Here is a 26,785-nt window from a genome sequence, read left to right as displayed (position 1 = left end):
TCCCTGACTTTTCATTGGCTCGGGCTCTAACCCGTGGCGTCAAAAAAGGCAATCGCACGAATCGTTTGCAGTCATCTGCTCAGAGGGTGATTCCGCTGCTCTCGATGATGTCGACGCCGGCCTCGCGCATCGCCTCGATCGCCTCTTCAACGCCTTTAGGATCAATCCCACGGCAACCGTCGGCGATCAGGCGCGCCTTGACGCCGGGCAGCATATCGACCGCATCCAGGGCCGAAAACTTGACGCAGTAGTCGGTTGCAAGGCCCATGATGTCGAGTTCCTTCACGTCTTTCGACACCAGATACGCAGCGAGACCCGTCAGGGCCGCCTTGTCATTGTCGCGAAACGCGGAGTAGCTGTCGACGGCGGGATTTTGCCCTTTTTTCTGAACGTAGTTGATCTTTGCGGTCAGGAGTTCCGGATGAAAAGCGGCGTCCGGTGTTCCCTGAACACAGTGGTCGGGCCACATCACCTGCGGTTGACCTGACAGTTCTCCCATGTCGAACGGTGCCTTGCCGGGATGTTGCGAGGCGAAGCTGCCGTGATCGGCGGGGTGCCAGTCCTGGGAGGCGACGATCAGGTCATAGTGACCGCTTTCCATCAGGCTATTGGCGATTGGAACCACGATGTCGCCATCGGCGACGGGCAGATTGCCGCCCGGACAGAAGCCGTTTTGGATATCGATCAACAGTAAGACCTTGGTCATGGACGCTCCCCAGCGCTTGTGTGCAATGCAAGATGACGATTCAGGCGACACTGTTCAAGCGTTCGCACAACAGTTCGCGCGTTCGGGTGCAGTCGGCCTGTATGGATTTTTCTCATGAGCATGGAACAATTGCCGATTTTGTGCGTTGCGGCATGGTCATGCGCCTCCTGCCGGAGGCGCTTCGATCCATTTTAGAATGAACGGAATTGGAAATGCTGATCACCATTACTGCCATCATTTTTGGCGTGCTGGGGCTGGTGCTTGCCGTGGGTGGCGGGCAGCTTTTGATGCTGGGAGGCAGCCTCTATTATCTCATCGCCGGGGTCGTCCTGCTTCTCACGGCTGTGTTGCTGCTGCTCCGACGGGCGGAGGCTTTGTGGCTTTATGGCTTGTTCATCGTCGGCAGCCTGGCCTGGGCGATCTGGGAGGTCGGATTCGACTGGTGGCAACTCGGAACGCGCGGCGGACTGGTCGTGGTGCTTGGCCTGTGGCTGATGTTGCCGGCGCTTCGCCGTAAGCTCGGTCCAGTTCATCGGCTGGGTCGGGTTCCGGCGAATGTTTGGCCGGTTGCGCTTCCCGTGTTGCTTGCCTTGGTGGTTGCTGTCTTTTCGATGACGCAGGACCCCTATGACCGTTCCGGCGCCTTGCCGACGGAGCAGGTCGCGGCTGCACCCAGCCTTGGCGGGAATGTGCCGGATGGTGATTGGCACCAGTACGGCCGCACGCCCTACGGCCAGCGCTATTCGCCGTTGACGCAGATCAATACCGAAAACGTCGATCAGCTTGAAGTCGCCTGGACGTATCAGACCGGCGACGTCAAGTTGCCCGACGATGTGGGTGAAACGACGTATCAGGTGACACCGCTGAAGGTGGGCAATACGCTTTACATCTGCACCCCGCACAACTGGGCGATCGCCATCGATGCCGAAACCGGCAAGGAAAAGTGGAAATTCGACCCGAATGCGGGCCTGAACCCGGACCGCCAGCACCAGACGTGCCGGGGCGTGACCTACTACGCGGATCCGGCTGTTGCGGCTGGAACCAGCTGTGCTGCACGCGTCTACCTGCCGACATCCGATGCACGCCTCATTGCTTTGGACGCGGAAACAGGTGCTGTCTGCACCAACTTTGCTGACGCTGGCACGCTGCGCCTGGAGCAGGGCATGCCTTACAACCCGGCCGGCTACTATTATTCGACGTCTCCGCCAGTGGTCGCTGCCGGCAAGATCATCGTTGGTGGTGCGGTCAACGATAACTATTCGACGCAGTCGCAATCCGGCGTCATTCGTGCATTCGACGTCAACACCGGTGCTCTGATCTGGAACTGGGATGCCGGCAATCCGGGCCAGACGCAGCCGATCGGCCCGGGCCAGACCTATACGGCCAATTCGCCGAACAGCTGGTCGGTGTTCTCCGTCGACGAACAACTGGGTCTCGTCTACATTCCGCTTGGCAATCAGGTTCCTGACCAACTGGGCATGGGCCGGAGCGAAAATGTCGAGAAGTATTCGTCGTCGATCGTGGCGCTTGATCTGAACACCGGTGCGGATCGCTGGGTGCGTCAGACCGTGCATCACGATCTCTGGGATATGGATGTACCGGCGCAACCGGTGCTGCTGGATATCAACAATGCGGAAGGCACGCCTGTGCCAGCACTGGTCGGGCCGACCAAGCAGGGTGATATCTATGTGCTGGACCGCCGGACCGGCGATCCGATCATCCCGGTCAACGAGATTGCGGCACCCGGCGGCGCGATCGAGGGAGATTTTTCAGCGCCCACGCAACCGATCTCCGATCTGAGCTTCCGGCCGAAAACCATGGTCGAAAGCGACATGTGGGGGCTTAGCCTCATCGATCAGATGATGTGCCGCATCGCCTTCCATCAGCTGAAATACGAGGGCCAATATACGCCGCCGTCGCTCGAAGGCACGTTGGTCTATCCCGGCAATTTCGGCACGTTCAACTGGGGTTCGGTCGCGGTTGATCCCGAGCGTCAGGTGATGTTCGGCATGCCGACCTATCTGGCCTTCACTTCGCGTCTTGTGCCGCGATCGGAAATCGCGCCAAAAGGCGAGGGAGAGAAGGGCTCCGAACAGGGGCTTAACCGCAACGAGGGAGCGCCCTACGGTGTCTATATGGGACCGTTCCTGTCGCCGATCGGCATTCCCTGCCAGGCGCCGCCATGGGGCACGGTCGCAGGCGTCGATCTGCGCACCGGCAAGGTGGCCTATCAGCATCGCAACGGCACGGTCTATGACATGACGCCATTGCCGCTGCCGCTGAAGGTCGGCGTGCCAGGGATCGGTGGGCCGATGATCACCAAGGGCGGTGTCGCCTTCCTTGGGGCGGCCGTCGACGATTACCTGCGCGCCTATGACCTGACGAGCGGCAACCAGCTTTGGGAAGCCAGGCTACCGGCCGGTGGTCAGGCGACGCCGATGACCTATGCGCTCGACAATGGCAAGCAATATGTGGTGATGGTCGCAGGCGGTCACGGGTCGGTCGGCACCAAGCCGGGCGACTATGTGATCGCCTATAAATTGCCTGACTGAGCTCGGCCAGATCACCACGATGAAGAGCAACCCTTCGGGCGCAAACGCCCGGAGGGTTTCCTTTTAGCACGGTTTTTCGATCGATTCGGCTGCGGGTGGCCGAAGGAAACCAAACGTTAACCATGTGATTCTACACACATTCACGTAACGTGAGGATGTATTCGCATGAGTGACCAAGCCATGATCGGCCATACCAACCCGTCCATCGCCTTCTTCCCGCTTGCGAACCGCACGGATCTGGTGCGTCGCTCGGCTGTCGAACTCGACCGCCTTAACGGTTATGCTGCCGCTGAATTCTGGAAGACGACGTGCCGCGCACTCGGCAGCGAACTGCTCTCACTAGGCTGCCCGGAAGACGAGATGCGGGCCGAAATCATGGATTTCCAGGCCGCCGTGCAAATGGAACTGATGTGGCTTCATCGCGCCGAAGAAGCCAACGGCTGAGCCACGGTCCAAAAGCCTTCCAGGCTGCCCCGTGGTCTCGGTTTGTTAGAAAAACCTGTTCTTCAGTAGTTGGAAGCCGCGTGAGAAGAAGCGCGATATTTCCAGATACGCGCGATAGGGCAGCACCGTCAGGTAGCGCCAGCGCGGCAGCTTGTATTGCTGCATGTTGCTCTGGATCTGGGTTTCGTGTTCCGAATACTGGCTGGCCGGTTGCGGATCAACGAAGGCAGCCTTGAGGCCGTCGAGATATTCCAGATCGAACGCGATATCATAGGCCAGCCGCATCGGGATCAGGCGGTTGACGATCCAGCGCGCACCCTCGCGGTTGATGACATAGGCACCGGCGCCTTTTTCCCGGGTGAGGGCAAGCGCGAGAGCACGGCCGTTTTCCAGTTCCCTGAAGCGAAATTTCCGCCCCCGGTTCACCGTTGTCAGACGCAGGATGTCCCAATCGGTCGGGTGCATGGCGGCACAATCGAGGCTGTCGAGGAAGTCGGGCTCGAACGAGACATCATCTTCCAGGATGAGCGCCAGGTCTGCGTGGCCGGCGAGCAGACGCCGGGCGCACTCAACATGGCTCAGATAGCAGCCAACTTCGGCAGGCGTGGTTCGTCGCCCGTGCAGAAGTTTGTAGGACAGTTCGCTGAATTCCTTGATCGGAAAACTGATCGCGCGTCCGTTGACGCCAGGTACGCGGGTGAACTCAAGATCACGGTCGGCGAGCTTTTGCACCATCGCGTCCAGACGATCCGTCGCGCCGTCCATGTTGATCAGGTAGACGTCGAGCGTCATCTGGCTCTTTGGCAGGAATTGCAAGGTGATCTCCGGCGATCTGTGTCTCGTTCCCATGCCTCCTAACAGGGTTTGCGCATGGGTCAAGGGAGAGGGTGACCGACCGGGCAGACGGTGCTCACCCCGCCTTTTCGACGAAACCGTCGAGCACACGTTTCTCACCGGCGCGGTCGAAGTCGATCGTCAGCTTGTTGCCCTCGATCGACGAAATGTTGCCGTTGCCGAACTTGATGTGGAAGACGCGGTCGCCGACGGAGAAGCGCGAAGGTTCGTTGCTGGTGGATTTCGCCACCAGTTCGCCGTCGATGGTCCTGGCGCGGGGGCCGCTCTCGCCATAGCCGACGCGTTCGACCGCGTGGCCGGAGCGACTGCCCCAGTTGTCGCGGGTCGCTTCGGTCTTGTTGGCCTGGGCACGTTTCCAGCCAGGGGTCGAATAGGAGTTCTGGAAAGGCTCCTGCTTGTCGAAACGGGATTGGCCGTAAGGATTGCGACCGTAACCGCCATAGGATGTCTCGGATTCGGACACTTCGACATGGGCCGGCGGCAATTCTTCCAGAAAACGCGACGGCATGGTCGATTGCCAAAGGCCATGGATGCGGCGGTTGGAGACGAACCAGATGTGGCAACGGCGCTTGGCCCGAGTGATGCCAACGTATGCCAGCCGACGCTCTTCTTCGAGACCGGAGCGGCCGCCTTCGTCGAGCGCGCGCTGGTGCGGGAAAAGGCCTTCCTCCCAGCCGGGCAGGAAAACGGTTTCGAATTCGAGGCCCTTGGCCGAATGCAGCGTCATGATCGAGACGGCGTCCATCTCGGCATTCTGCTCGGTGTCCATCACTAGCGACACATGTTCGAGGAAGCTGCGCATGCTCTCGAATGCTTCCATCGAGCGGATCAGTTCCTTCAGGTTTTCCAGACGACCGGGGGCTTCGGCCGATTTGTCGTTCTGCCACATGGCGGTGTAGCCGCTCTCGTCGAGGATCTGCTCGGCAAGTTCCGTATGGGGCGTGTTTTCCAGCAAGGTCTGCCACCGGCGGAAATCTGTCACGACATCGAAGAGCGACTTGCGCGCTTTGGGCTTCAATTCGTCGGTTTCGATGATGTCGGATGCGGCGGCCAGCATGGGAATGTCACGGGCGCGGGCATAGTCGTGCAGATTGCGGATGGTCGTGTCGCCAAGGCCGCGCTTCGGTGTGTTGACTATACGCTCGAAGGCAAGGTCGTCGGCTGGCTGGCAGACCATGCGGAAATAGGCCATGGCGTCGCGGATTTCGAGACGTTCGTAGAAACGCGGGCCGCCGACCACGCGGTAGTTCAGGCCAAGCGTGACGAAACGGTCTTCGAATTCGCGCATCTGAAAGGATGCGCGCACCAGGATCGCCATGTTGTTAAGCGGGTGCTCGTTGCGCTGCAGTTGCTCGATTTCCTCGCCGACGGCGCGGGCTTCCTCTTCCGAATCCCAGGCGGCGTGCACCACTACCTTGTCATCATTCGGATCGACGCGGTCGGTGAACAGGGTCTTGCCGAGGCGGCCCTCATTGTGGGCGATCAAATGACCAGCCGCGCCGAGGATATGTTCCGTGGAGCGGTAGTTGCGCTCCAGCTTGATCACTTTCGCGCCAGGGAAATCCTTGTCGAAGCGCAGGATGTTGTCGACTTCCGCGCCGCGCCAGCCATAGATCGACTGGTCGTCGTCACCAACACAACAGACATTCTGTGGCACGCCTGCAGGTCGCTGGGCCAGCAGCCTGAGCCACATGTACTGGGCGGTGTTGGTATCCTGGTACTCATCGACCAGAATGTATTTGAACTTCTGGTGATACTCCTTCAGCACATCCGGATTGGCGCGGAACATGCGGATCGGATGGAGAAGCAGATCGCCGAAATCGCAGGCGTTCAGCGTTTTGAGCCGTGCCTGATAGGCGGCATAGAGCTCGCGGCCCTTACCATTGGCGAAGGCGCGAGCATCGCCTTCGGGGATCTGTGCGGGGTCCAGGCCCTTGTTCTTCCAGCCGTCGATCATTGCGGCAAACTGCTTGGCCGGCCAACGTTTGTCGTCGAGGCCCTCGGCCTGGATGATCTGCTTGATCAGGCGCACCACGTCATCGGTGTCGAGAATGGTGAAATCCGACGAAAGCCCGACCAGTTCGGCATGGCGACGCAGAAGCTTGACGCCGATCGAGTGGAAGGTGCCAAGCCAGGGCATGCCCTCGACCGCCCCGCCGACCAGATGGCCGATGCGCTCCTTCATCTCGCGCGCGGCCTTGTTGGTGAAGGTCACGGCGAGCAGCTGGGAGGGGAATGCGCGGTTGGTTGCAAGAATATGCGCAATACGGGTGGTCAGGACGCGGGTCTTGCCGGTGCCGGCGCCGGCCAGAACCAGGACGGGGCCATCGACGGTTTCGACGGCCAGGCGCTGTTCCGGGTTCAGGCCAGACAGATAATCGGGAAAACGCGCCTGGTCGCGTGCGGCCATGGCGCGGGCAGCGATGCCCAGCCCGCTGCCGGATGGCGTGGCCGCTGTATTTGCATTCGTCGATGTCGGGGCGGTCGGCGGCTTGCGCGGAGCGGGCTCTTCATCGAAGAAGGGTATATCGTCAAAACCGTTACTCATGCGGCTCAATGTAGTGATTCGGGTGGGAAAGGCCAGACAAGACGTTCTGGTTTTATTCCATCTACTTGCTTGCTCACGGTTTTTGCCGCTGGCGCAGCAGTCCGCGTTGACGGAAGTATGGAACGCTCAGTGCACCGGGTGTCGGCGGTGCCAGATTTGCAAAACCGCTGCCGCGAAGGCCGGTGCCTCGTTGGTCGACGATCACGACCGCGTGAATTCGCGTGATATTACAAATCAGTAAGCTTGGCTGTCGGCCATTGCTTTCGGCCCCTTGAAACCGGATACTTCAGCACGATTTTCATTGAAACTATTTGGAGTTCCGCATGCCGCTTTGGAAGCAACTCGGTCTCAGTCTCGTGCTGCTTTTTGCAGGGCTCTGTCTTTGGGTCTACATCTCCCCGCAGGCTGGCCAGACGCTCGTTCAGATGGGCGTTCCGTCAGGTGTGGTCGCTCTGGTGTCCAATTCGACCTCTAGCGGAGAGGGTCAGCAGGCCCAGGGCCAATCGCAGGGTAGAGGCCAAGGCGCTGGCCAAGGGCAGAGGGAAGGTGGCCGCAACCAGTCGATCCTGATTGTTACGCAACCGGTGTCGATTGGCGTGCTGAATGATCGACTAAGCGCGATCGGCGACGGTGAGGCGATCCAGGCTGTGACGGTGATGCCGCAAGCGAGCGGGACGATCAACGAGATCCTGGTATCCTCCGGAGAACGGGTCAAAAAGGGCCAGGTCATCGCCAAGCTCGATGACGACGAGCAGGTCATCTTGCGGGATCAAGCCAAGGTTGTTCTGCGCAGCGCGAGCGAAAAATCTGAATCCTACCGCAACCTCCAGAGCTTCTCGCGGCTCGAGGTCCTCGACGCCCAGATCGCGCTGGAGCAGGCGCAGCTGGCGCTGACAACGGCGGAACTGAACCTCAAGCGGCGTGATATCGTCGCGCCGATCGACGGCATTATCGGTATCGTCGGTGTGAGCATCGGTGACAACGTCACGACAGCGAGCAATGTCGTCACTCTGGATAACCGAACGGAATTGCTGGTCGATTTCTGGGCGCCCGAGCGTTTCGCGACGGCGGTGAAAGCCGGCATGGCGATCGAGGCGAATTCCGTGTCGCGGCCGGGCGAAGTCTTTGCCGGCAAGGTCGATGCGGTCGACAACCGAGTCGATCCGGCGAGCCGAACCATCCGTATCCGAGCCAGAATCGACAATACCGACGATCTCCTGCGGGCCGGCATGTCCTTCAACGTGACGATGCAATTTCCTGGCGACCAATATCCGGCGGTCAACCCGCTGGCGGTCCAGTGGGACGGGCAGGGCTCGTTCGTCTGGCAGATCAAGGATGACAAATCGATCAAGACGCGTGTCCGCATCATCCAGCGCAATTCGGACCAGGTCCTCGTCGATGCTGCCCTGAACGAGGGCGACGTCGTTGCGATCGAAGGTTTGCAGCGCGTGCGCGAAGGCGGATCGATCAAGATCGCCAATGCCGACACAGGTGCTTCGATCCCGGAGGTTGCCAGCCGATGAATTCCGTCGACAACAAGGCCTCTGAAAAATCGGGCAATTCCTTTACTGCCCTCTTTGTCCGCCGCCCGGTTCTGGCTGCGGTGCTGAATACGCTTCTGGTGGTGGCGGGACTTGCGGCCCTTGCCGGCATCGAAGTGCGCGAACTGCCGGATGTCGACCAGCCGGTGATTTCGGTAACCACGGAATATGAGGGTGCTTCGGCCCAGACCATGGACCAGGAGGTCACCAAGGTGGTCGAGGGTGCCGTTGCGCGCGTGAGCGGCGTTAAGTCGATCTCCTCACGCTCGCAGTTCGGCGAGAGCCGCACAACGCTCGAATTCAGCGATAGCGTCGACCTGGCAGTCGCGGCAAACGATGTTCGCGATGCGCTTGGCCGGGTGGCGAACCAGTTGCCGGAAGATGCTGACGAGCCGCGTATCGTCAAGGCTGACTCGGATTCGCAGGCCATCATGCGGCTTGCGGTCACATCGACGAAGCTCAGCATGGAAGACCTGACGCTTCTCGTCGACAACGAGATCTCCGACCGGCTTGCCGCTGTCGAGGGCGTGGCAGATGTCCAAGTCTATGGGGACCAGGAGAAGGTCTTTCGCGTCGACGTCAACCAGGCGGCCTTGGCCAGCCGCGGACTGAGCGTTGCCGACCTGTCGTCGGCGTTGCAGGGTTCGGCCATGGATGTGCCAGCCGGATCGCTGGAATCAATGACGCAGGACATCGTCGTGCGGGCGACAGCCAATCTCACGACGCCGGAAGATTTCGAAAATATCCTGATCGGCGATCGGGTCCGTTTGCGCGATGTGGCAACAGTCACGCTTGGTCCGGATGACGGCTCGACGTCCTTGCGCTCGAATGGCGTGCAGGGTGTCGGACTTGGCATCATTCGTCAGGCTCAGTCCAATACGCTGAACATCTCCGAGGGGGTGCATTCGGCTGTCGATGCCTTGTCGAAAACGCTGCCGGAAGGCACGCGGATCGCCATCACCAGCGATGACGCCGTTTTCATCGAGGGGGCTTTGCATGAAGTGGAACTGGCGCTGTCGCTTTCCGCGTTCATCGTCGTCGTCGTGCTTTATCTCTTCTTGCGCGATTGGCGGGCCACGCTCATACCGGCCCTCACCATGCCTGTGGCGCTGATCGGCACGTTGGTTGCCATTTACATGGTCGGTTTTTCGATCAATATCCTCACGCTTCTCGCCATCGTCCTTGCGACGGGGCTGGTGGTGGACGACGCCATCGTTGTCCTGGAGAATATTGTGCGTCGGCGGGCGGAAGGCATGGGGCCGCGCGCAGCAGCGGTTCTGGGCACACAGGAGGTGTTCTTCGCTGTTCTCGCCACAACCGCAACGCTGGCTGCCGTGTTCATTCCGCTCTCCTTCCTGCCCGGCCAGCTCGGCGGCCTGTTCCGCGAATTCGGTTTCGTGCTCGCCTTTGCTGTTCTTCTGTCTTCGGTGACGGCGTTGACGCTCTGCCCGATGCTGGCATCGCGCATGCTGGGCAAGGCCGAAGAAGAAGATCACGGATTTCTTGGTCGGTTCGGAGCCCTGTTTGCCAGGGTCTACAAGCGTACGCTGCATGCGAGCCTGAGCAACCCTTTGATCGTCGTGATTGTCGCGGTGCTGATCTCGGCTGCCGCCTATGGCACATTCGGACTGATCCAGAACGAACTGACGCCGCAGGAAGACCGCTCCATCGTCATGCTGCGCCTGTCGGCGCCACAGGGCGTCAGTCTTGCCTACACGCGAGATCAGGTTCAGCGGGTCGAGGAAAAGCTCCAGCCTCTGGTCGAAAGCGGCGAAATCCGCAATATCTTTTCGATTTCGGGGCAGGGTGCGACGAACAGCGCCTTCATGGTCTTGACGCTGGCTCCCTGGAGCGAGCGTGACAGAACCCAGAACCAGATCGTCCAGGATATCAATGCGGCCGCCGCAACAGTACCGGCCCTGCGCGGCAACGTCTTCCAGACCAACAGTCTGCGCATTCGTGGCGCGGGCAGCGGCCTGCAGATGGCGCTGGTCGGCAGTGACCACGAAAAGTTGACGGAAGCAGCGATCAAGGTTGTCGACCAGATGCGCAACTCCGATCTGTTCCAGACACCACGGCTGGATAACGAGCCGACACAGGCGCAGATCTCGGTGACGATCAATCGCGAACGGGCATCGGATCTTGGCGTCGACATCAACGCGATCGGTACGTCTGTGCAGGCCTTGCTGGAGGGGCGTTCGGTCACGGATGTGTTCGTCGACGGCGATGCCATTCCCGTTCGATTGATTTCCAGCACACAGCCGATCGACGATCCGACCGACCTGGAAAACATCTTCCTGACCACGTCCGACGGACGCGTCGTGCCGATGTCGACCATCGCGACCTTGCAGGAAAATGCCGTCTCGCCGCAGCTCAATCGCGAGCAGCAACTGGCGTCCGTGTCGTTTTCGTCCGGGCTCAACGACGGTGTCTCCCTCGGCAATGCTGTCGAGGCGATGAAGGCCATTGCCGAGCCGCTTCTGCCCGCCGGCGCGCGCCTGGTCCCATTGGCGGAAGCTGCCACGCTCGAGGAAAACGCATCCGGCATGGCGCTCACCTTCGGATTCGCCTTTGCGATCATCTTCCTGGTGCTTGCCGCGCAATTCGAGAGCGTGATTTCGGCTTTGATCATCATGTCGACCGTGCCGCTCGGCCTTGCCTGTGCGGTGTTTGCGCTGGTGATCACAGGCTCCAGCCTGAACGTCTACAGCCAGATCGGTCTCGTGCTGCTGGTGGGTGTCATGGCGAAGAACGGCATCCTGATCGTCGAATTTGCCAACCAACTGCGTGATCGGGGTGCGGGCGTTCGTGAAGCGATCGAAAGCGCCTGCTCGACGCGGTTGCGACCGGTGATGATGACGATGATCGCCACCGTGCTTGGCGGCTTGCCGCTGGTTCTTGCAAAAGGGGCGGGCGCCGAAGCACGTATCGCTCTCGGCTGGGTGATCGTCGGCGGTCTCGGCATGGCGACATTGGTGACACTCTACATCACGCCGGTCGCCTATCTGCTCCTGGCCCGCTTCTCCAAGCCGCATGCACATGAGGAAGAGCGGTTGAAGTCGGAACTTCAGGATGCCACCACGGCTGCAAACGATGCCGGTGAACCGTCCCGGATTGCCGCTGAATAGACATGTGCCGGGAAGGCGGCGGGTTCGGCCCGCCGCGCTCCGGCGGCGGCTGGACAAACGTCGGTGCCTATCCCATAGCAAATGCCAAGAGGCGCGGCGTTGCTTTGCCGCGACGGTCTAGCTGAAGTGAGGGTGATAGGCATGGCGTTGAAGGATGTGATCGACGGACGGCGCAACATTGACGGAATCGCAGCTGTCAGTGCCGTTCTGAAACAGCGTTTCGGCGATGCTTTTCAGGCTGGCCAGTCCTTCCGGGAACAGCACAGTCACACCACAACCTATCTTCCCTCACAATTGCCGGACGGCGTTGTGTTTGTCGAGAGCAGCGATGATGTGCGTGATGTCGTTCGTGCCTGCGCTGCCCACAAGGTCCCGGTCATCGCATTCGGTGTCGGCTCTTCGCTGGAGGGACAGGTCAACGCGCCGTATGGCGGCATCTCTGTCGACTTCACGCGGATGAACAGGATCTTGCGTGTGAATGCCGAAGATCTCGATTGTACGGTCGAGCCCGGCGTGACCCGCGAGGACCTGAATACCTATCTGCGCGATACCGGACTGTTCTTTCCGATCGATCCGGGGGCCAATGCCTCGCTCGGAGGAATGGCATCGACCCGTGCTTCAGGCACCAATGCCGTGCGCTACGGCACGATGAAAGACAATGTGCTGGCCTTGACCGTCGTGACTGCCGATGGCGAGGAGATCCTGACGGCGCAACGGGCTCGCAAATCGTCTGCGGGATACGACTTGACGCGGCTTTTCGTTGGTTCGGAGGGTACGCTGGGGCTGATCACGTCGATCACGCTGCGCCTGCAGGGGATTCCCGCCAAGATCAGCGGCGGCGTCTGCGCTTTTTCAACATTGGAAGACGCCTGCAACGCGGTCATCATGACGATCCAGATGGGGGTGCCGGTGGCCCGCATCGAGTTGCTCGACGAGATGCAGATCCGCGCCTGCAACGCCTATTCGAAGCTTGACTATGACGCGCGCCCCACCTTGTTCCTTGAGTTTCACGGCACAGACGAGACGGTGGCCTTGCAGTCGCAGCAGTTTGCCGAAATCGCGGCGGAGTTTGGCAGCGGCGAGTTTCAATACACGACCGACGCCGAAGAGCGCGCGCGACTGTGGAAGGCGCGGCACAATGCCTATTGGGCCAGCCGTGCGCTGGCGCCGGAGCTTGCTGCATTGTCGACTGACGTTTGCGTCCCGATTTCGATGCTGGCAGAATGCGTTGCACAAACGCAGGCGGATATCCGCGAAAACCGGTTCCTGGCGCCAATCGTCGGGCATGCCGGCGACGGCAATTTTCACGTGCTTCTTTTGTTCAACGACAAAAGCCCCGAGGACGTGCGCAAGGCTGAGGCTTTCATCGAGCGGCTCAACACCCGCGCGCTGTCGATGGATGGAACCTGCACCGGGGAGCATGGCATCGGTCAGGGCAAGATCAGCTATCTTGAGCAGGAATTGGGCAGTGCGCTGCCTGTTATGCGGACAATAAAAGCCAGTCTGGACCCGGACAACATATTCAATCCGGGCAAGATATTTAGGCTCTGATTACAAGACCTTGCAGCTTGCTCCAGCGGCGAATTGGGTTACGTTGCGGGCTGTGAACAAGGGAGTGGCATTTCGTGCTCGGACGCATTCTGGTAAGCCTCGGAGGTCTGCTTGTCGTCGCGCTTTTTTCGGCGCTGCTGGCTCCGCTCTTCGTGGACTGGACGAATTTCCGGCAGAATTTCGAGGATCGGGCCAGTCAGTTGCTCGGTAAAAAGGTTGTGGTGCATGGCTCGGTCAGCGCTCGCATCCTGCCATTTCCGTCCGTCACGATGGAAGACGTGACCATCGGGACGGATCTTGACGGCACGCCGCTTGTTCAGATCGCACGGTTCTCTCTGGATGCGGAGCTTGCACCCTTGTTGTCGGGCGAAGCGCGCATCTTCGACATGCGGATCGAGGAACCGAAAGCCCGCATTCGTCTCTTGCCGGATGGGTCGATGGACTGGTTGCGTGGCAGCAAGCCCAACATTCCGGCCCGCCTCGTGGTTTTGGAAAGCGTCTCCGTGATCGGTGGCGAAGTCGAGTTCATCGACCAGCAGTCCGGACGCAACCGCCTGCTGAAAGATCTGGATGCGGAAATTTCGGCGCGATCCCTCTCCGGCCCATGGACCGTCGACGGGCGGACATCGCTGGACGGCGAGGCGGCTCTGTTTTCGCTGACGACATCGCCGCCGCAGGACGGTGCGCTACCTTTGCGCCTGAAGCTTGATCCCGAAACACGTCCGTTTGATCTGGTTCTGGAAGGTGCATTGACGTTCGAGGCCGGCAAACCGGTCTACAAGGGCAAGTTCGAATCGATCTGGAAGGTGGCGGAAAACCCGCCGCAGCCCGGACAGGTGAAGCCGGTGCCGGGGCCGCGGGTCAAAGGCGACTTCGAGCTGACCAATGAACGGGTCGCGGTTCCCGGCTATCGGCTCGAACTCGGTGATCCTGCCGATCCTTACGTCGTCAACGGAGAAGCGAAACTGGACACCGGGACGCGGCCCGAGTTCCTGTTGACGGCGGAGGGACAACAGGTCGATGTGAACCGCCTCGCCGGTGACGGAACGAAAGCCAAGACCTCGCGGAGTGTTGCGACATCGGTTCGCCAGAGGTTGGCGCTTCTTCTGGCGACAGCTGCGGAAATTCCGATCCCCAGTGTTCCGGGGCGTGCAAACCTCAAATTGCCGGCGATCGTGGCCGGCGACACGGTGTTCCGGGATATTCAGCTCGATGTACGCCCCGGCGGCACCGGTTGGACGGTGGACCGAGCCGTTGCCGTCCTGCCAGGGCGCACGCAAGTGGAGGCCAAGGGCTGGCTGCGGCTGGCCGGCGCGCCATCGTTCGATGGTGAACTGCTCGTTGCCTCGACTCAGCCTTCGGGGCTTGCGACGTGGATTTCCGGCAAGGTTGATCCGGCTATCCGGCAGTTGAAGTCAGCCGGATTTTCCGCGTCCGTCAACCTGACGAGCGACTGGCAGCGGTTCGAGAACCTGGAACTGGCAATTGGCGCTGAACCGCTCAAGGGACGGGTCGAGCGTCAGTCGATCTCCGGCACGGCTGCCAGCCTTTCAGTCGACCTGACCGGCGACGTTCTGGACCTGGATGCTGCGCGGGCGATTGCGGTCCTGCTGGTGGGTGAGGAAGCGGAAGAACATCTGTTGGCCGAACGGATTGCTGCCCGGCTGAAAGTGGGGACGCTGTCTGCCTATGGCATCGAGGGACACGATGTTGATACGGTGTTTGCGTTCGACAACGGAAAATTCGCGGTTGATAGATTGAATGTCGGTGATGTTGCCGGCGCCGCGATCAAAGCCAATGGCGCACTCGGCGGCACTTTGCTCAAGCCGAGCGGGCAGGGACAGATTGCCTTCAGCGCGTCGGATCCGGGCCCTTTCCTCAACCTGCTGCGCCAACGCCTGCCGAATAATCCAGTGTTGCCCGGGCTTGCCTCCAGCGCGGTCTGGTATTCCGACAGCAATCTGACCGTCGATGTCACACTTGGCGAGCAAGTTGGCGGCGGTGTGGTGGCAAAGCTGTCTGGCAGCTCAAACAACAGCCGGGTCGAAGCGCAGTACAAGGCGAATGATCTGACTGCCCTGGCCGGCAATGTCGAGGCTGAGATCTCTGCCACGCTGGAAAACGACGAAGCGCAAATTCTGCTGGGCCAGGCTGGTCTCGACCCCTTGCCGGTGGAAGTCGGCGAAGGCGGCCTGTTGGGCGTCACCATCAAGTCGCAGTCGGCTGCCGCCGCCGATGTGGTCCTGACGTTTGCGACGGGCAGCACGAAGGTTCAGGCGCAAGGCGCCCTAACGGCCGCCAATACCGCGAAAGTCCTGGATGGCGACTGGACACTCAACCTGCAGAGTGAAGATCTCGGTCCTTATCTTCTGACTCTCGGTTCCATCCTGCCGGAAACGGGCACCGGACTTCCGGTCAAACTGGATGCGCAGATCGGCTTGGTGAATCGTCAGATTTCCGTCAAGTCGATCGCTGGCGACATCGATGGCAATGCGGTCAGTGCATCGGGTACAATCGACTTGCAGGGCGATCATCCCAAAGCCAGTGGCTCTCTATCGGTGGATCGGGCTGATCTCGAATGGCTGGCGCAGACGGTTCTGGGCCCGGTTCGCGATCCGGCCAAAGGGACCCTTGTGGCCGCGCCGTTGCCCAAGACGGTTGCGCCGGCCGAGTTCGCCGTCGACTTTTCTGCCAAGCGCTTCACCCCGGGCATTGCCGGGGAGATGACCGACTTCAGTGCCAAGCTCAGCCGAAAATCCGGCGAAATGATTGTGGATGATGTTGCCGGCCAATGGCTGGGCGGCCAGGCAAAGGGTCGCTTGTCGCTGGCCAATGGCGAAGGGGCGGGTTTTCTACAGGCGAGGCTCGATCTGACTGGTATCGATCTTGCTCAGACCTTGAGCACGTTGCGTGCCGAGCGGGGGATCGAGGACGCTGGCGCCGTATCGGGTTCCTTCGATGCAACCTTTGTGGCTGAGGGCAGCGGCCAATCGGTCGCCGAACTGGCCAGCCAGAGCAGCGGTTCTGGTGAATTCAAGCTTTCCAAACTGGATGTGTCCGGCTTCAGGCTCGATATCATGGCGGATCTTCTGCGCGAAGCCGACGCCATCGGCACGGCGATCAACGAGGACAAGGTGCGGGAGATTGCTGACAGGCTGATAAATTCCGGACCGATGCAGGTTGCTGGCCTGTCGCTGCCCTTTGCCGTGACGGACGGTGTCGTACGAATTCAGAATGCCACAGTCGAGACACCGGAGGCACAGCTCGGCGGTGATGCCCGGCTTTCTTTGACCGATGGCGCGTTGGACGCGGCCATTCAGGTTATCCTTGACGCCGGAGAGGCCGCATCGCCCGGCACCGATTCCAGCTACCGCATGGTGCTTAGCGGCGATGCGTTGTCGCCGACACGTTCGCTGGATGTGACGGGGCTAACTAATTTCCTGTCCCTGCGCGCCTTCGAACTCGAGCGGCGGCGGGTTGAGACGTTGCAGTCGAATGTGCTGGAAAAACAGAGACTGCGGCGGGAGGCGGCGCTGGCACGTTTCCGGCAGAGTGAACGTGACAAGGCGGAAGTGGAACGATTGAGGCTTGAGCAGGAGGCGCGCATGAAGGCGGAGGCCGAAGCGGCAGAACGCCTTGCCGAGGAGCAGCTCAAACTGATATTGCCGCCTGATCCGATCAATTCACGGCCCGTTGATCCGGGCCCATCACCTTTGACAACCGAAACGGTGCCGTCCGATCCCTCCTTGCCTGTGGCGCCGCAGGAGAAGGTGACGCGGCAGCCACTGCCGCCGGTTCCCCTGACGTTCGAAAGCCTTCCCGGGGTAAACTGACTTTTGCGGGCTAGTCCTATAGTGCCGGCCGCTAGTTATCGCGTCGTTTCGTGGATTTCAGCCATTCAAGGACCCGAAGCCGGAGCGCGGAGGACAGATTGGCCCCGGTCGGGCGGGTCTCGTCAATTTCCGCTATCAAGGCTGCCAGCGGTAAGGAACGCTCTGTCGCCATCGCTTTCAGTTCATCAAGGAAGGCGTCCTCGACCGAGAAACTCGTGCGATGGCCATGGAGCGTGATGGAGCGCTTACGGATCAACTGAGGCCTGCATCATTGTTACACTCGTTCGCAAACCGATTCCGAAGATCGGTGCAAGTCTATGATTGCGCGCGCTTTCCCAGGCTGGTCATTCGCCTTTGGTGTCTTCGAGGCGGCCCTGCTCGTGGGTTTGGATCGCTTTCTCGTTCAGCCTGTGAGTGAGGCTCTTTTCTGCCTTGGTGCGGCCGAACGAAATGCGATTCTGTTCGGCGGTCGCTTCTTTTTCGGTTCGCGCCTTGGCTTTGCGGAACTGGCGGAGGTTGACGATGTCAGCGGCCATAATCGAACATCCCTTGGAATCAATCGGCCGGGACATGTCCCGGCCGATTGTGATGAACCTGCTTTACTGCTTCTTGCGGAAGGCATCGAGCGAAACGACTGAGCCTTCCTTTTTCTCTTCGCCGTCCTTCGGCTCGCCGGTTTCCTCAGGTCGTGCAACGGCATCGACCGGGTAGGCGGTGATCTCGGCGCTTTCGCCGTCTTCTTCCTCATCGGCCAGCGGTACGTCGAATTCGAGTTCGAAATTCACCGATGGATCGTAGAAGCCTCGGATGGCGTTGAAAGGAATGACCAATTTTTCAGGGGTGTCGGAGAAGGACAGGCCGATCTCGAACAGGCTGTCGGTCACCTTGAGTTCCCAGAACTGATGCTGGATGACGATTGTCATCTGCTCGGCATACTTCGTCTTCAGGTGCTGCGAAATGCGTACGCCCGGAGCGCCGGTCAGGAAGGTGATGAAGAAATGATGGTCACCCGGAAGGCGTCCTGTAGCCGCGACCTCGGTCAAAACCTTGCGGATAACACTGCGCAATGCGTCCTGGGCCAGAATGTCGTAGCGAATGTGGTCTTGCCCCATGAGATCCTGTCTTTCCTTATCATGCCGTTTCAATCGGCTGTATGCCACGGCGAGTGATTGCAGAAAAGCCCCGACGCGCGAGTCTTATTCGATGAGAATACATCATTTTAGAAAGATGGGGTAGCCGGGAGAGGTAAGGTGAAGGCTTCTGTTGCCAGGTGCCTTCGGACCCCGCCTCAAGGGGCTAACCTAGAGGACTTAGTTCGGATTTCCCGCACCGCCATTAGGCAGCGAGAGCATAACCCTTAGCGTTGTTGTCATTTGCAACTACACTTGTGACCCGATAACGGCGGTATCATGCCGAGCAAAAGTTCGATCTTTACGCCCTTGTCGATCCTATTTCGCCCCCATCAAAAGCCGGTCATGCCCAGCGTGGGAGACCGACCGGTTTTTGGTGGAGGCGCCGGGTACCGCCCCCGGGTCCAATAGGTTTATTACACCGACCGTTTATTGCCATAGATGGCCCGAAAGCCAACGACGTTGATATAGGTCTTTCGGAGGCCAATGAAAAGGGGTGTCATCACGTCTGTCATAAAAGACTTTGACGGCCCATGCCGTGCAAGGTTGTTGATGGCCCTGCAGTTGCGCGCCCGACGTCTTGGTTTGAACGCCGGGCGGCCTTAGAATGGAATGCAACAGAATCGGCGGCCCAACCCATGAAACAGTATCACGACCTCCTACGCCATGTCCTTGAGACCGGGACCGACCGCGGTGACCGCACGGGAACGGGCACGCGATCGATTTTCGGCTATCAGATGCGCTACGACCTGTCTGACGGGTTTCCGGTCACGACGACGAAGAAACTGCATCTCCGGTCGATCATCCATGAATTGCTGTGGTTCCTCAAAGGCGAAACCAATATCGGCTATCTGCGCGAGAACGGCGTGACGATCTGGGACGAATGGGCCGATGAGGACGGCAATCTCGGCCCGGTCTATGGAGCTCAGTGGCGGTCGTGGCCGGATGGTAAGGGTGGACATATCGACCAGATCGAAAAACTGGTCGAAAGCATCAAGACAAATCCGAATTCGCGCCGCCATATCGTCTCGGCCTGGAATCCGGCGGAAGTGGACGAAATGGCTTTGCCACCCTGTCACTGCCTGTTCCAGTTCTACGTGGCGGATGGCAAGCTTTCCTGCCAGCTCTATCAGCGTTCGGCCGATATCTTTCTCGGCGTGCCGTTCAATATTGCTTCCTATGCCCTGTTGACGATGATGGTGGCGCAGGTCACCGGCTTGAAGCCTGGCGATTTCATCCACACGCTCGGTGATGCGCATCTTTATGCGAACCATTTCGAGCAGGCCAATCTGCAACTGGCGCGCACGCCGAAAGCGCTGCCGGTCATGCAGATCAATCCGGATGTGACGGATCTGTTTTCCTTCAGATTTGAAGACTTTACGCTGGTCGGCTACGAAGCCGATTCAAGCATCAAGGCGCCGATTGCCGTGTAGGCCTCGCAAAGCACTTCGAGGAGGGACTGGCGATGGCCAAGATCGATATTGTGATCATCGTGGCTGCGGCGCGCAACGGCGTGATCGGTCGCGACGGCGACATGCCGTGGAAACTGTCCACGGATCTCAAGCGGTTCAAGGCGCTCAGCATGGGCAAGCCGCTCATCATGGGACGCAAGACGTTCGAGTCGGTCGGCTCCAAGCCTTTGCCGGGGCGCCCGCATGTGATCGTCAGCCGCAACAGCAAGATCGAAATGCCGGGTGTCGAGACGGTCAGAAGTCTGGAAGACGCTCTTTCCAGAGGACGGGCGTTGGCCAAGTCTGCAGGCGTAGACGAAGTCTGCGTTGTCGGTGGTGGCGAAATCTATCGGCAGGCGCTGCCGCTGGCCGATGTGCTGCATGTGACGCATGTCGAGACCGAGATCGAAGGCGATACGCATTTTCCCGCGATTGACCCGGCGGTGTTCGAACTGGTCGAGGAAACCCGGGTTCCGGCAGGCGAAAAGGACAATTATGCCACCTGCTACGCGGTATACCGTCGCATACCGGCCTGATAACGGAATATTTCCCCTGTCTTTGAAAGAAGTTGCCCGCTTTGCGTTGAAAGGCGGTGGGCTGATACCTATAACCATGTCAGTCATTTGCGTGCTTGCCTTGCGGTATGTCTGCGAGGGGCTTGGGAGCGATTTTACAAACAAAGAGGTATGAATGCCCTGGAGTAATCAAAACGGCGGCGGCGGCGGTCCATGGGGTGGCGGCGGCGGCGGCGGCGGAAACAATCAGGGCCCCTGGGGGCAGGGGCCGAACCGGCCACGCGGTGGCGGTGGCGGCGGAAACACGCCCCCCGACCTTGAGGACCTGATCCGTCGCGGACAGGACCGGCTGAAGAATGTGGTCCCGGGTGGGTTCAACGGCGGCGTGGTGGCAATCCTTGCTCTCGTCCTGGTGGCCTTCTGGTTGATCCAGGCCGTCTACACCGTCCAGCCGGACGAGCGCGGCGTCGAACTGCGCTTCGGCAAGCCGACGGAAGACGTGTCGATGCCAGGTCTGCATTTCCATTTCTGGCCATTTGAAACGGTCGAAATCGTCAAGGTCACCGAGCAGCAGCAGAATATCGGTGGTCGGGCCAATTCCAGCAATGCCAGCGCTGGCCTGATGCTCACCGGCGACCAGAACATCGTCAACGTTCAGTTCTCGGTTTTGTTCACGGTGTCCGATCCGAAGTCATTCCTTTTCAATCTGGAAAATCCGACCCAGACCCTGCAGCAGGTTGCTGAAAGCGCGATGCGTGAGGTTGTCGGCCGCCGTCCAGCCCAGGACATTTTCCGTGATGCACGTCAGGACATCGCCGCCGGCGTGAAGGCGATCATCCAGGGTACGATGGACGCTTATGGTGCGGGCATCTCGATCAACGCAGTGGCGATCGAAGACGCGGCTCCTCCACGCGAAGTTGCTGATGCTTTTGACGAAGTGCAGCGCGCCGAGCAGGACGAAGACCGTTTCGTTGAAGAAGCCAACAAGTATTCCAATACCCAGCTCGGCCAGGCTCGCGGCCAGGCAGCGCAGATCCGCGAAGAGGCCGCAGCCTACAAGGACCGTGTCGTCAAGGAAGCCGACGGTGAGGCCAAGCGCTTCGTCTCGATCTATGACGAATACAGCAAGGCGCCTGACGTCACGCGCCAGCGCATCTATCTGGAAACCATGGAGCAGGTTCTGAAGAATTCGAACAAGGTGATCATCGACGAGAAGCAGGGTGTCGTTCCCTATCTGCCGCTGAACGAAATCGTTCGGCCGACGCAGCAGACGCAGGGAGGCAACTAACATGTCCAATCGTTTGGCTGCTATCCTGATCGGACTGGCCGTATTGCTAATCCTGATCTATTCGTCCGTCTTCGTCGTCAATGAACGCCAGCAGGCCGTGGTGGTCCGTTTCGGTCAGATCCAGGCGGTTCACACCGAACCGGGCCTGTACTTCAAGCTGCCGTTTGCCTTCGCTGATGCTGACCGCGTTCAGTATGTCGAAGACCAGGCGCTGCGCTTCGACCTCGACAATATTCGTGTCCAGGTTTCGGGCGGCAAGTTCTATGAGGTCGATGCATTCGTGGTCTACAACATCACGGATCCGCGCCGCTTCCGCGAAACCGTTTCCGGTGACCGGGAATCAGCCGAAGCGCGTCTTCGGACCCGCCTTGATGCGTCGCTGCGCCGCGTCTACGGCCAGCGCAGCTTCGAAGCTGCCCTGTCTGAAGAACGTTCGTCGATGATGCAGGAAATCCGCAGCGACCTGAAGGCCGATGCGGAAACGCTGGGCATCACGATTTCCGACGTCCGCATCCGTCGCACGGATCTGACGCAGGAAGTGTCGCAGCAGACCTTCGACCGCATGAAGGCCGAGCGTCTTGCCGAAGCGGAACTGATCCGTGCCCGTGGTAATGAAGAAGGCCAGCGCCGCCGCGCCATCGCCGATCGCCAGGTGGTCGAATTGCAGGCGGAAGCGCAGCGTGATTCGGAAATCCTTCGCGGTGAAGGCGATGCCGAGCGCAACAGGCTGTTTGCCGATGCCTTCTCGCGTGACCCGGCCTTCTTCGAGTTCTATCGGTCGATGCGTGCCTACACGGCTTCGCTGAGCGACAAGAGCACGACGATGGTTCTGTCGCCGGATTCGGACTTCTTCCGGTTCTTCAACAATGGCGTTGGTACCGGTCAGTCGCCGAGTACAGCACCGGCTCCGGCTCCCGCCGGAAACTAATGCGCCATGGCAGACCTGCTGACAGGTATTGCCTTGTTTCTGATCATCGAGGGGCTGGTCTACGCACTGGCCCCTCGTTTTATTGTGCGCATGGCCAAAATTCTGCCCTCCGTTCCTGAGGAACACCTCAGGCTTACCGGGCTTGCGGCCGTTGTTCTCGGGGTCGTCCTGGTTTGGTTTTTGCGCGGATGACAAGATCTCGACGCAACTCTGCGCTAGGGGATTTCCGGCAAATGTGATTTCCCCTTTTGCCAATCCGCCTTATGTTTCGATAGCAGGCCTGAAACCGACAATGAGGAAGCCAATGACCACGAACGCCCGCGCCATGCGAACGATCCTGCCGGCCTTCCTGATTGGCAGTGCTGTGGCGTTTGGCACCGTCGGTGCGCCGCATCAGAGTTTTGCGCAAGGGCCGGAGTCGGTCGCCGATCTCGCCAGCGGGTTGCTCGGCGCCGTGGTCAATATCTCGACTTCCCAGAGCGTCAAGGAAGAGGGCAATGGGCCGCTTCCGCAGGTGCCGGAAGGCTCTCCGTTCCAGGAACTGTTCGAGGATTTCTACAAAAACCGCGAGGGTGGAGACAGCAACAGCAAAGTCAACTCGCTGGGTTCGGGCTTCGTTATCGATCCGACCGGCTTTATCGTCACCAACAACCATGTCATCGAGAACGCCGATGATATCGAGGTGATCTTTTCCGACGGATCCAAGCTCAAGGCCAAGTTGATCGGCACCGACACCAAGACCGATCTGTCGCTGCTCAAGGTCGAGCCGCCAGAGCCGCTGACCTCGGTCAAGTTCGGCGATTCGCGCAAGATGCGCATCGGTGACTGGGTTATGGCGATCGGCAATCCGTTCGGTCTTGGTGGATCGGTCACCGTCGGCATCATCTCGGCGAGCGGCCGTAATATCAATGCGGGTCCCTACGACAATTTCATTCAGACCGATGCGGCGATCAACAAGGGCAATTCCGGCGGACCGCTGTTCAACATGAGCGGTGAAGTGATCGGCATCAACACGGCGATCATCTCGCCCAGCGGCGGTTCGATCGGGATCGGATTTGCGGTGCCGACGGAACTTGCCGCCAACATCGTCAGTCAGTTGAAGGAATTCGGCGAGACCCGACGTGGTTGGCTCGGTGTCCGTATCCAGCCGGTTTCGGACGAAGTGGCGGAAAGTCTCAAGATCGGACGTGCCCGCGGCGCCCTGATCAGCGGGATCGTTGAAGGTGGCCCGGTCGAGAAGGGGCCGATCGCGGTCGGTGACATCATCGTCAAGTTTGATGGCAAGGCGATCAGCGAGACGCGGGACCTGACCCGCATCGTCGCCGAGAGTGCCATCGGTACGCCGCTCGACGTGGTCATTCTCCGGGATGGCAAGGAGCAGAACGTCAAGGTGACGCTCGGTCGGCTGGAAGATGACGAAGTCGCCAGCAATGAGACCGAAGACGGCCAGCAGAGTGTCGAACCGGAGGATGAAGGCCAAGCACCGGATGGCGATGCGCCGGATCTCCAGACTCCGGACGGCCAGTCTCCTGATGCTCCGGCGCCAGACGACGGCCAGTCCGACGACCAGAACCAGACGGCGCCAGCCGAGCAAAAAGCTGCAGCCCCGGTGACCGAGGGACTGATCGGTGTCGAGATCGCTGTGCTGGATGACGCAGCACGCAAGTCTTACGGCATCGCCGAGAGCGTTGAAGGTGTGGTGATCACGCGCATCCTGCCGGGCTCCAAGGCGGAGGACAAGGGCCTGAAGGCTGGTGATGTCATTGTCGAGGTGGCGCAGGAGTTCATGAAGACCCCACAGCAGGTGGCTGAGAAGCTGACCAGCATCAAGGGTGAGGGGCGTCGCAGTGGCTATCTGATGATTGCCGACAAGGAAGGTAATCTTCGCCTCGTTGCTGTTCCGCTCGAATAGCGGCTCAGGCCGAGAGCCGGATATCGACGCCGCTTTCGGCGGCGAGATAGGCTTCGAACTGATCGATGGGCATCGGGCGACCGACGAGATAGCCCTGTATTTCCGTACAGCGTAATTGTTTCAACAGTTCGAACTGCCCCGGTGTTTCAATGCCTTCGGCCGCTACGGACATGTGCAGTTCCTTGGCCAGATTGATGACGGAACTGACGATGGCGCGGCTGTCGACGTTGGTTTCCAAATCCGAAATGAAAGACTGGTCGATCTTCAGCTTGTCGAAGCGATAGTGTCTGAGATAACTCAGCGAGGAAAATCCTGTGCCAAAATCGTCCAGGGCGATGCGCAGGCCGAGGTCGCGCAGTGCTTTCAGGGTTTCTTCCACGCCCGGCGCGGAATTCATCAGCAGACTTTCAGTCATTTCCAGCTCGAGGCGTTTCGGCGCCATGGAATTCTGTCGCAGGGAGTTTTCGATCATCGGCAGGAGGCCGGCGCTGAGAAACTGGCGCGGCGATAGGTTGACGGCCACCCGGACATCTTCTGGCCAATCAGTTGCAAGCTTGCAGGCCTGGTTCACCACCCAGGCGCCGATGCCGGTGATCAATCCCGTCTCTTCGGCAATCGGGATGAATTCCGCGGGGCTGATCGGGCCGAGTGTCGTGTGGTTCCACCGCAGCAGCGCCTCGGCGCAGACAATCTTTCCGCTCTCCGCGCTGACGAGAGGCTGGAAGTTCAATGTCAGTGTGTCGTTTGTCAGCGCCAGCCGGAGCTCGTGCTCGATCTGATTGCGTCTGCGCGCAGAAGCGTCGAGCGAGGTGTCGAAGAAATGGAAGCGGTTGCGGCCGTCGGACTTTGCCCGGTAGAGCGCCAGGTCGGCGTTGCGAAGCAATTGATCGCCGCCCGTACCGTCGATCGGCGCACAGGCGATCCCGATGCTGACGCCGATCTGGACCGTGCCGGATGCCAGGGTGAACGGCCTTTGCAAGCGCTCGATGATGCGCGCTGCCAGATGCCCGGAGCTTTGCGGTCCTTCCGTTGACATGTGCAGGATGGCGAACTCGTCGCCACCGAGGCGCGCAAGGGTATCGGTTTCATCGCAAAGCGTATTGAGCATGCGTGCGACTTCACGGAGCAACTCATCGCCGCCGCCATGACCATGCGTGTCGTTGACCTGCTTGAAGCGATCGAGATCGAGCAGCAGAACGGAAAAGGGGTCGCCGAATCGTTCGTGACGGGCGATTGCGCGGGTGAGATCCTCGCCGAGCAGAACACGGTTGCCGGCGTCGGTCAAAGGATCATGGCGCGCCAGATGCTCTATGCGCAGACGCGCTTCGCGGCTTGCCGTTACATCACGTCCAACACCGCGATAGCCGGTGAAGGCGCCGGACGGTTCGAAGACTGCCTTGGCGGTGAGCGACCAGATGGCCAGTTCGCCTGCCTGTTCGACGCAGATATCCATGTCACGAAAGGATTGCTTCAGGCACAGGCGGCGTTGGAGATCCTCCCGGGTTTCCGTGCCGTCAATTGATTTGTTGCCAATCTTTGCAAAGGGAAGGGCATCAAATATTGGCTTGCCTAAAACCAGGGTATCTGGAACCTGCAATTGTTCGCAAAAGCGCGGTGAGGCGTGTTCAATCCGCATGTCGGCGTCGGTTCCCCAGAGCCAGTCGGCGGCGTTTTCCTCGAAATCGTTGAGCAGCAGGTTGATCACGTCGCGCTGCTCGAGCGCCGCCATCTTCGCCCGGACGCGCTCGGTCAGACTTTTGCAGAGAGCCAGAGACGCACGGATAATGATCGCGGAATAGATGACGAAAAGGCCGAAAAGGTAGAGGCCGATCATGTCAGGCGTGAGCATCAGTGAAATCGCCGCGCCGAGTCCCATCATGAAGCAGAATGCAATGGCAGCGGCGGGTATCGTGGCCAGAGCAAAGCCACCTCCCGCTGTCATGCCAACGGTCAATGCGATCACGACCTGTTTCTGGCTGGCGGTGGCATCGGCAAAGCTGACAATGTCGATCATGGCCCAGAGGCCGCTCAACAGGGCGGCATATATTGTTGCATTACGCGTACCGCGAATGCTGGCATTTAGGCGAACGGGGTTTTCGCGCCCACGCCACCAGCTAAGGCTTGTGTGAAAGGCAATCGCGATCAGCAGGCCGCAAATGACGTTGATGATCAAACTGGCCGGGTGGGCCGAGAAGACGATGATCGTCAGGATGGCATTGCCGAGATTGGCGGCCATCATCCATGGTGTATTGTTCCAGACCGTTGCCAGTCGAACGGCCCGTATTCTGCTGATTTCCTGCTCGTCTTTCCCCTGTTCTCCAAGGCGCAGGAACGCATTGATCAGATTCGGGCTTTGCGCAACTGTACTGAATCTGCGGAGTTTGATCATGCTTTCTGATATAT

20 protein-coding genes and 1 other RNA gene are annotated in these 26,785 nt (G+C 59.8%); 13 read left to right on the top strand and 8 right to left on the bottom strand.

All coding sequences use genetic code 11. The features are described 5' to 3' along the window. Positions 1-79 precede the first annotated feature (79 nt). Positions 80-706: a bifunctional nicotinamidase/pyrazinamidase gene (pncA, locus tag LQ231_RS14555; RefSeq protein ID WP_230171852.1), complete on the bottom strand. Its 627-nt coding sequence runs from the start codon at positions 704-706 to the stop codon at positions 80-82. Between the two features lie 32 nt (positions 707-738). Between pncA and LQ231_RS14550 the strand changes: the two genes are divergently transcribed. The 3 genes from LQ231_RS14550 to LQ231_RS14540 all read left to right on the top strand — a co-directional run bounded on the left by LQ231_RS14550 (position 739) and on the right by LQ231_RS14540 (position 3,702). After that, positions 739-906 (top strand): hypothetical protein, encoded by a 168-nt coding sequence (locus LQ231_RS14550; RefSeq protein WP_230171851.1) that lies wholly within the window; start codon positions 739-741, stop codon positions 904-906. A gap of 12 nt (positions 907-918) precedes the next feature. Further along, positions 919-3,258, top strand: a complete 2,340-nt coding sequence (locus tag LQ231_RS14545) for a glucose/quinate/shikimate family membrane-bound PQQ-dependent dehydrogenase (protein ID WP_230171850.1) — start codon at positions 919-921, stop codon at positions 3,256-3,258. 165 nt (positions 3,259-3,423) lie between these two features. After that, positions 3,424-3,702 carry a DUF6074 family protein gene (locus LQ231_RS14540; RefSeq protein ID WP_113141706.1) on the top strand — a complete coding sequence of 93 codons (279 nt, stop codon included), beginning with the start codon at positions 3,424-3,426 and terminating at the stop codon, positions 3,700-3,702. A 45-nt stretch (positions 3,703-3,747) separates the two neighbouring features. Here the strand turns inward: LQ231_RS14540 and LQ231_RS14535 are convergent, their stop codons facing one another. Beyond that, a complete protein-coding gene (locus LQ231_RS14535) occupies positions 3,748-4,518 on the bottom strand; it encodes a glycosyltransferase family 25 protein (RefSeq protein WP_113141705.1) in 771 nt (256 codons plus the stop codon). Positions 4,519-4,612: 94 nt separating this feature from the next. Beyond that, on the bottom strand, positions 4,613-7,105 hold the full coding sequence (locus LQ231_RS14530) for a UvrD-helicase domain-containing protein (protein ID WP_230171849.1): 2,493 nt from the start codon (positions 7,103-7,105) through the stop codon (positions 4,613-4,615). Positions 7,106-7,428: 323 nt separating this feature from the next. Here LQ231_RS14530 and LQ231_RS14525 point away from each other — a divergent pair, with 323 nt between their 5' ends. The 4 genes from LQ231_RS14525 to LQ231_RS14510 all read left to right on the top strand — a co-directional run bounded on the left by LQ231_RS14525 (position 7,429) and on the right by LQ231_RS14510 (position 17,158). Beyond that, a complete protein-coding gene (locus tag LQ231_RS14525) occupies positions 7,429-8,628 on the top strand; it encodes an efflux RND transporter periplasmic adaptor subunit (protein WP_230171848.1) in 1,200 nt (399 codons plus the stop codon). Next, positions 8,625-11,774: an efflux RND transporter permease subunit gene (locus LQ231_RS14520; protein WP_230171847.1), complete on the top strand. Its 3,150-nt coding sequence runs from the start codon at positions 8,625-8,627 to the stop codon at positions 11,772-11,774. The genes LQ231_RS14525 and LQ231_RS14520 overlap by 4 nt, the downstream gene beginning before the upstream one ends. A gap of 141 nt (positions 11,775-11,915) precedes the next feature. After that, a complete protein-coding gene (locus LQ231_RS14515; RefSeq protein WP_230171846.1) occupies positions 11,916-13,325 on the top strand; it encodes an FAD-linked oxidase C-terminal domain-containing protein in 1,410 nt (469 codons plus the stop codon). A 74-nt stretch (positions 13,326-13,399) separates the two neighbouring features. After that, a complete protein-coding gene (locus LQ231_RS14510) occupies positions 13,400-17,158 on the top strand; it encodes an AsmA family protein (RefSeq protein WP_230171845.1) in 3,759 nt (1,252 codons plus the stop codon). Between the two features lie 31 nt (positions 17,159-17,189). Here LQ231_RS14510 and LQ231_RS14505 read toward each other — a convergent pair whose 3' ends face one another. The 4 genes from LQ231_RS14505 to ssrA all read right to left on the bottom strand — a co-directional run bounded on the left by LQ231_RS14505 (position 17,190) and on the right by ssrA (position 18,785). Then, positions 17,190-17,414 (bottom strand): ribbon-helix-helix domain-containing protein, encoded by a 225-nt coding sequence (locus tag LQ231_RS14505; RefSeq protein WP_113141699.1) that lies wholly within the window; start codon positions 17,412-17,414, stop codon positions 17,190-17,192. Positions 17,415-17,502: 88 nt separating this feature from the next. Then, entirely contained in the window at positions 17,503-17,694 is a 192-nt protein-coding gene (locus LQ231_RS14500) for a DUF4169 family protein (protein ID WP_113141698.1), read from the bottom strand. 63 nt (positions 17,695-17,757) lie between these two features. Then, the gene (locus LQ231_RS14495) at positions 17,758-18,270 is read right to left on the bottom strand and encodes an SspB family protein (RefSeq protein WP_230171844.1); all 513 of its coding nucleotides are present in this window, start codon (positions 18,268-18,270) and stop codon (positions 17,758-17,760) included. Positions 18,271-18,407: 137 nt separating this feature from the next. Continuing rightward, positions 18,408-18,785: a transfer-messenger RNA gene (gene ssrA / locus LQ231_RS14490) on the bottom strand. 141 nt (positions 18,786-18,926) lie between these two features. Between ssrA and LQ231_RS14485 the strand changes: the two genes are divergently transcribed. The 6 genes from LQ231_RS14485 to LQ231_RS14460 all read left to right on the top strand — a co-directional run bounded on the left by LQ231_RS14485 (position 18,927) and on the right by LQ231_RS14460 (position 24,382). Then, positions 18,927-19,721: a thymidylate synthase gene (locus LQ231_RS14485; protein WP_230171843.1), complete on the top strand. Its 795-nt coding sequence runs from the start codon at positions 18,927-18,929 to the stop codon at positions 19,719-19,721. A 32-nt stretch (positions 19,722-19,753) separates the two neighbouring features. Beyond that, positions 19,754-20,275, top strand: a complete 522-nt coding sequence (locus LQ231_RS14480) for a dihydrofolate reductase (protein ID WP_230171842.1) — start codon at positions 19,754-19,756, stop codon at positions 20,273-20,275. Between the two features lie 154 nt (positions 20,276-20,429). Then, on the top strand, positions 20,430-21,542 hold the full coding sequence (gene hflK, locus LQ231_RS14475) for an FtsH protease activity modulator HflK (protein ID WP_230171841.1): 1,113 nt from the start codon (positions 20,430-20,432) through the stop codon (positions 21,540-21,542). 1 nt (position 21,543) lies between these two features. Next, positions 21,544-22,470 (top strand): protease modulator HflC, encoded by a 927-nt coding sequence (locus LQ231_RS14470; protein WP_113141693.1) that lies wholly within the window; start codon positions 21,544-21,546, stop codon positions 22,468-22,470. Between the two features lie 6 nt (positions 22,471-22,476). Beyond that, positions 22,477-22,662, top strand: a complete 186-nt coding sequence (locus LQ231_RS14465) for a DUF2065 domain-containing protein (RefSeq protein WP_230171840.1) — start codon at positions 22,477-22,479, stop codon at positions 22,660-22,662. Positions 22,663-22,774: 112 nt separating this feature from the next. Next, complete coding sequence (locus LQ231_RS14460; protein ID WP_230171839.1) at positions 22,775-24,382, top strand: Do family serine endopeptidase; 1,608 nt, start codon at positions 22,775-22,777, stop codon at positions 24,380-24,382. A gap of 4 nt (positions 24,383-24,386) precedes the next feature. Here LQ231_RS14460 and LQ231_RS14455 read toward each other — a convergent pair whose 3' ends face one another. Further along, positions 24,387-26,771 (bottom strand): EAL domain-containing protein, encoded by a 2,385-nt coding sequence (locus LQ231_RS14455; RefSeq protein ID WP_230171838.1) that lies wholly within the window; start codon positions 26,769-26,771, stop codon positions 24,387-24,389. Positions 26,772-26,785 lie beyond the last annotated feature (14 nt).

The sequence above is a fragment of the Rhizobium sp. CECT 9324 genome (assembly GCF_918741265.1).
Classification (GTDB): Bacteria; Pseudomonadota; Alphaproteobacteria; order Rhizobiales; family Rhizobiaceae; genus Allorhizobium.
This window is presented reverse-complemented; position numbering and strand designations above follow the sequence as displayed.

Excerpts from the sequence above, each read along its gene's own strand:
- pncA (WP_230171852.1), bottom strand. The coding sequence starts at position 706 with ATGACCAAGGTCTTACTGTTGATCGATATCCAAAACGGCTTCTGTCCG.
- LQ231_RS14550 (WP_230171851.1), top strand. The coding sequence starts at position 739 with ATGACGATTCAGGCGACACTGTTCAAGCGTTCGCACAACAGTTCGCGC.
- LQ231_RS14545 (WP_230171850.1), top strand. The coding sequence starts at position 919 with ATGCTGATCACCATTACTGCCATCATTTTTGGCGTGCTGGGGCTGGTG.
- LQ231_RS14540 (WP_113141706.1), top strand. The coding sequence starts at position 3,424 with ATGAGTGACCAAGCCATGATCGGCCATACCAACCCGTCCATCGCCTTC.
- LQ231_RS14530 (WP_230171849.1), bottom strand. The coding sequence starts at position 7,105 with ATGAGTAACGGTTTTGACGATATACCCTTCTTCGATGAAGAGCCCGCT.
- LQ231_RS14525 (WP_230171848.1), top strand. The coding sequence starts at position 7,429 with ATGCCGCTTTGGAAGCAACTCGGTCTCAGTCTCGTGCTGCTTTTTGCA.
- LQ231_RS14520 (WP_230171847.1), top strand. The coding sequence starts at position 8,625 with ATGAATTCCGTCGACAACAAGGCCTCTGAAAAATCGGGCAATTCCTTT.
- LQ231_RS14515 (WP_230171846.1), top strand. The coding sequence starts at position 11,916 with ATGGCGTTGAAGGATGTGATCGACGGACGGCGCAACATTGACGGAATC.
- LQ231_RS14500 (WP_113141698.1), bottom strand. The coding sequence starts at position 17,694 with ATGGCCGCTGACATCGTCAACCTCCGCCAGTTCCGCAAAGCCAAGGCG.
- LQ231_RS14495 (WP_230171844.1), bottom strand. The coding sequence starts at position 18,270 with ATGGGGCAAGACCACATTCGCTACGACATTCTGGCCCAGGACGCATTG.
- LQ231_RS14485 (WP_230171843.1), top strand. The coding sequence starts at position 18,927 with ATGAAACAGTATCACGACCTCCTACGCCATGTCCTTGAGACCGGGACC.
- LQ231_RS14480 (WP_230171842.1), top strand. The coding sequence starts at position 19,754 with ATGGCCAAGATCGATATTGTGATCATCGTGGCTGCGGCGCGCAACGGC.
- hflK (WP_230171841.1), top strand. The coding sequence starts at position 20,430 with ATGCCCTGGAGTAATCAAAACGGCGGCGGCGGCGGTCCATGGGGTGGC.
- LQ231_RS14470 (WP_113141693.1), top strand. The coding sequence starts at position 21,544 with ATGTCCAATCGTTTGGCTGCTATCCTGATCGGACTGGCCGTATTGCTA.
- LQ231_RS14465 (WP_230171840.1), top strand. The coding sequence starts at position 22,477 with ATGGCAGACCTGCTGACAGGTATTGCCTTGTTTCTGATCATCGAGGGG.
- LQ231_RS14460 (WP_230171839.1), top strand. The coding sequence starts at position 22,775 with ATGACCACGAACGCCCGCGCCATGCGAACGATCCTGCCGGCCTTCCTG.
- LQ231_RS14455 (WP_230171838.1), bottom strand. The coding sequence starts at position 26,771 with ATGATCAAACTCCGCAGATTCAGTACAGTTGCGCAAAGCCCGAATCTG.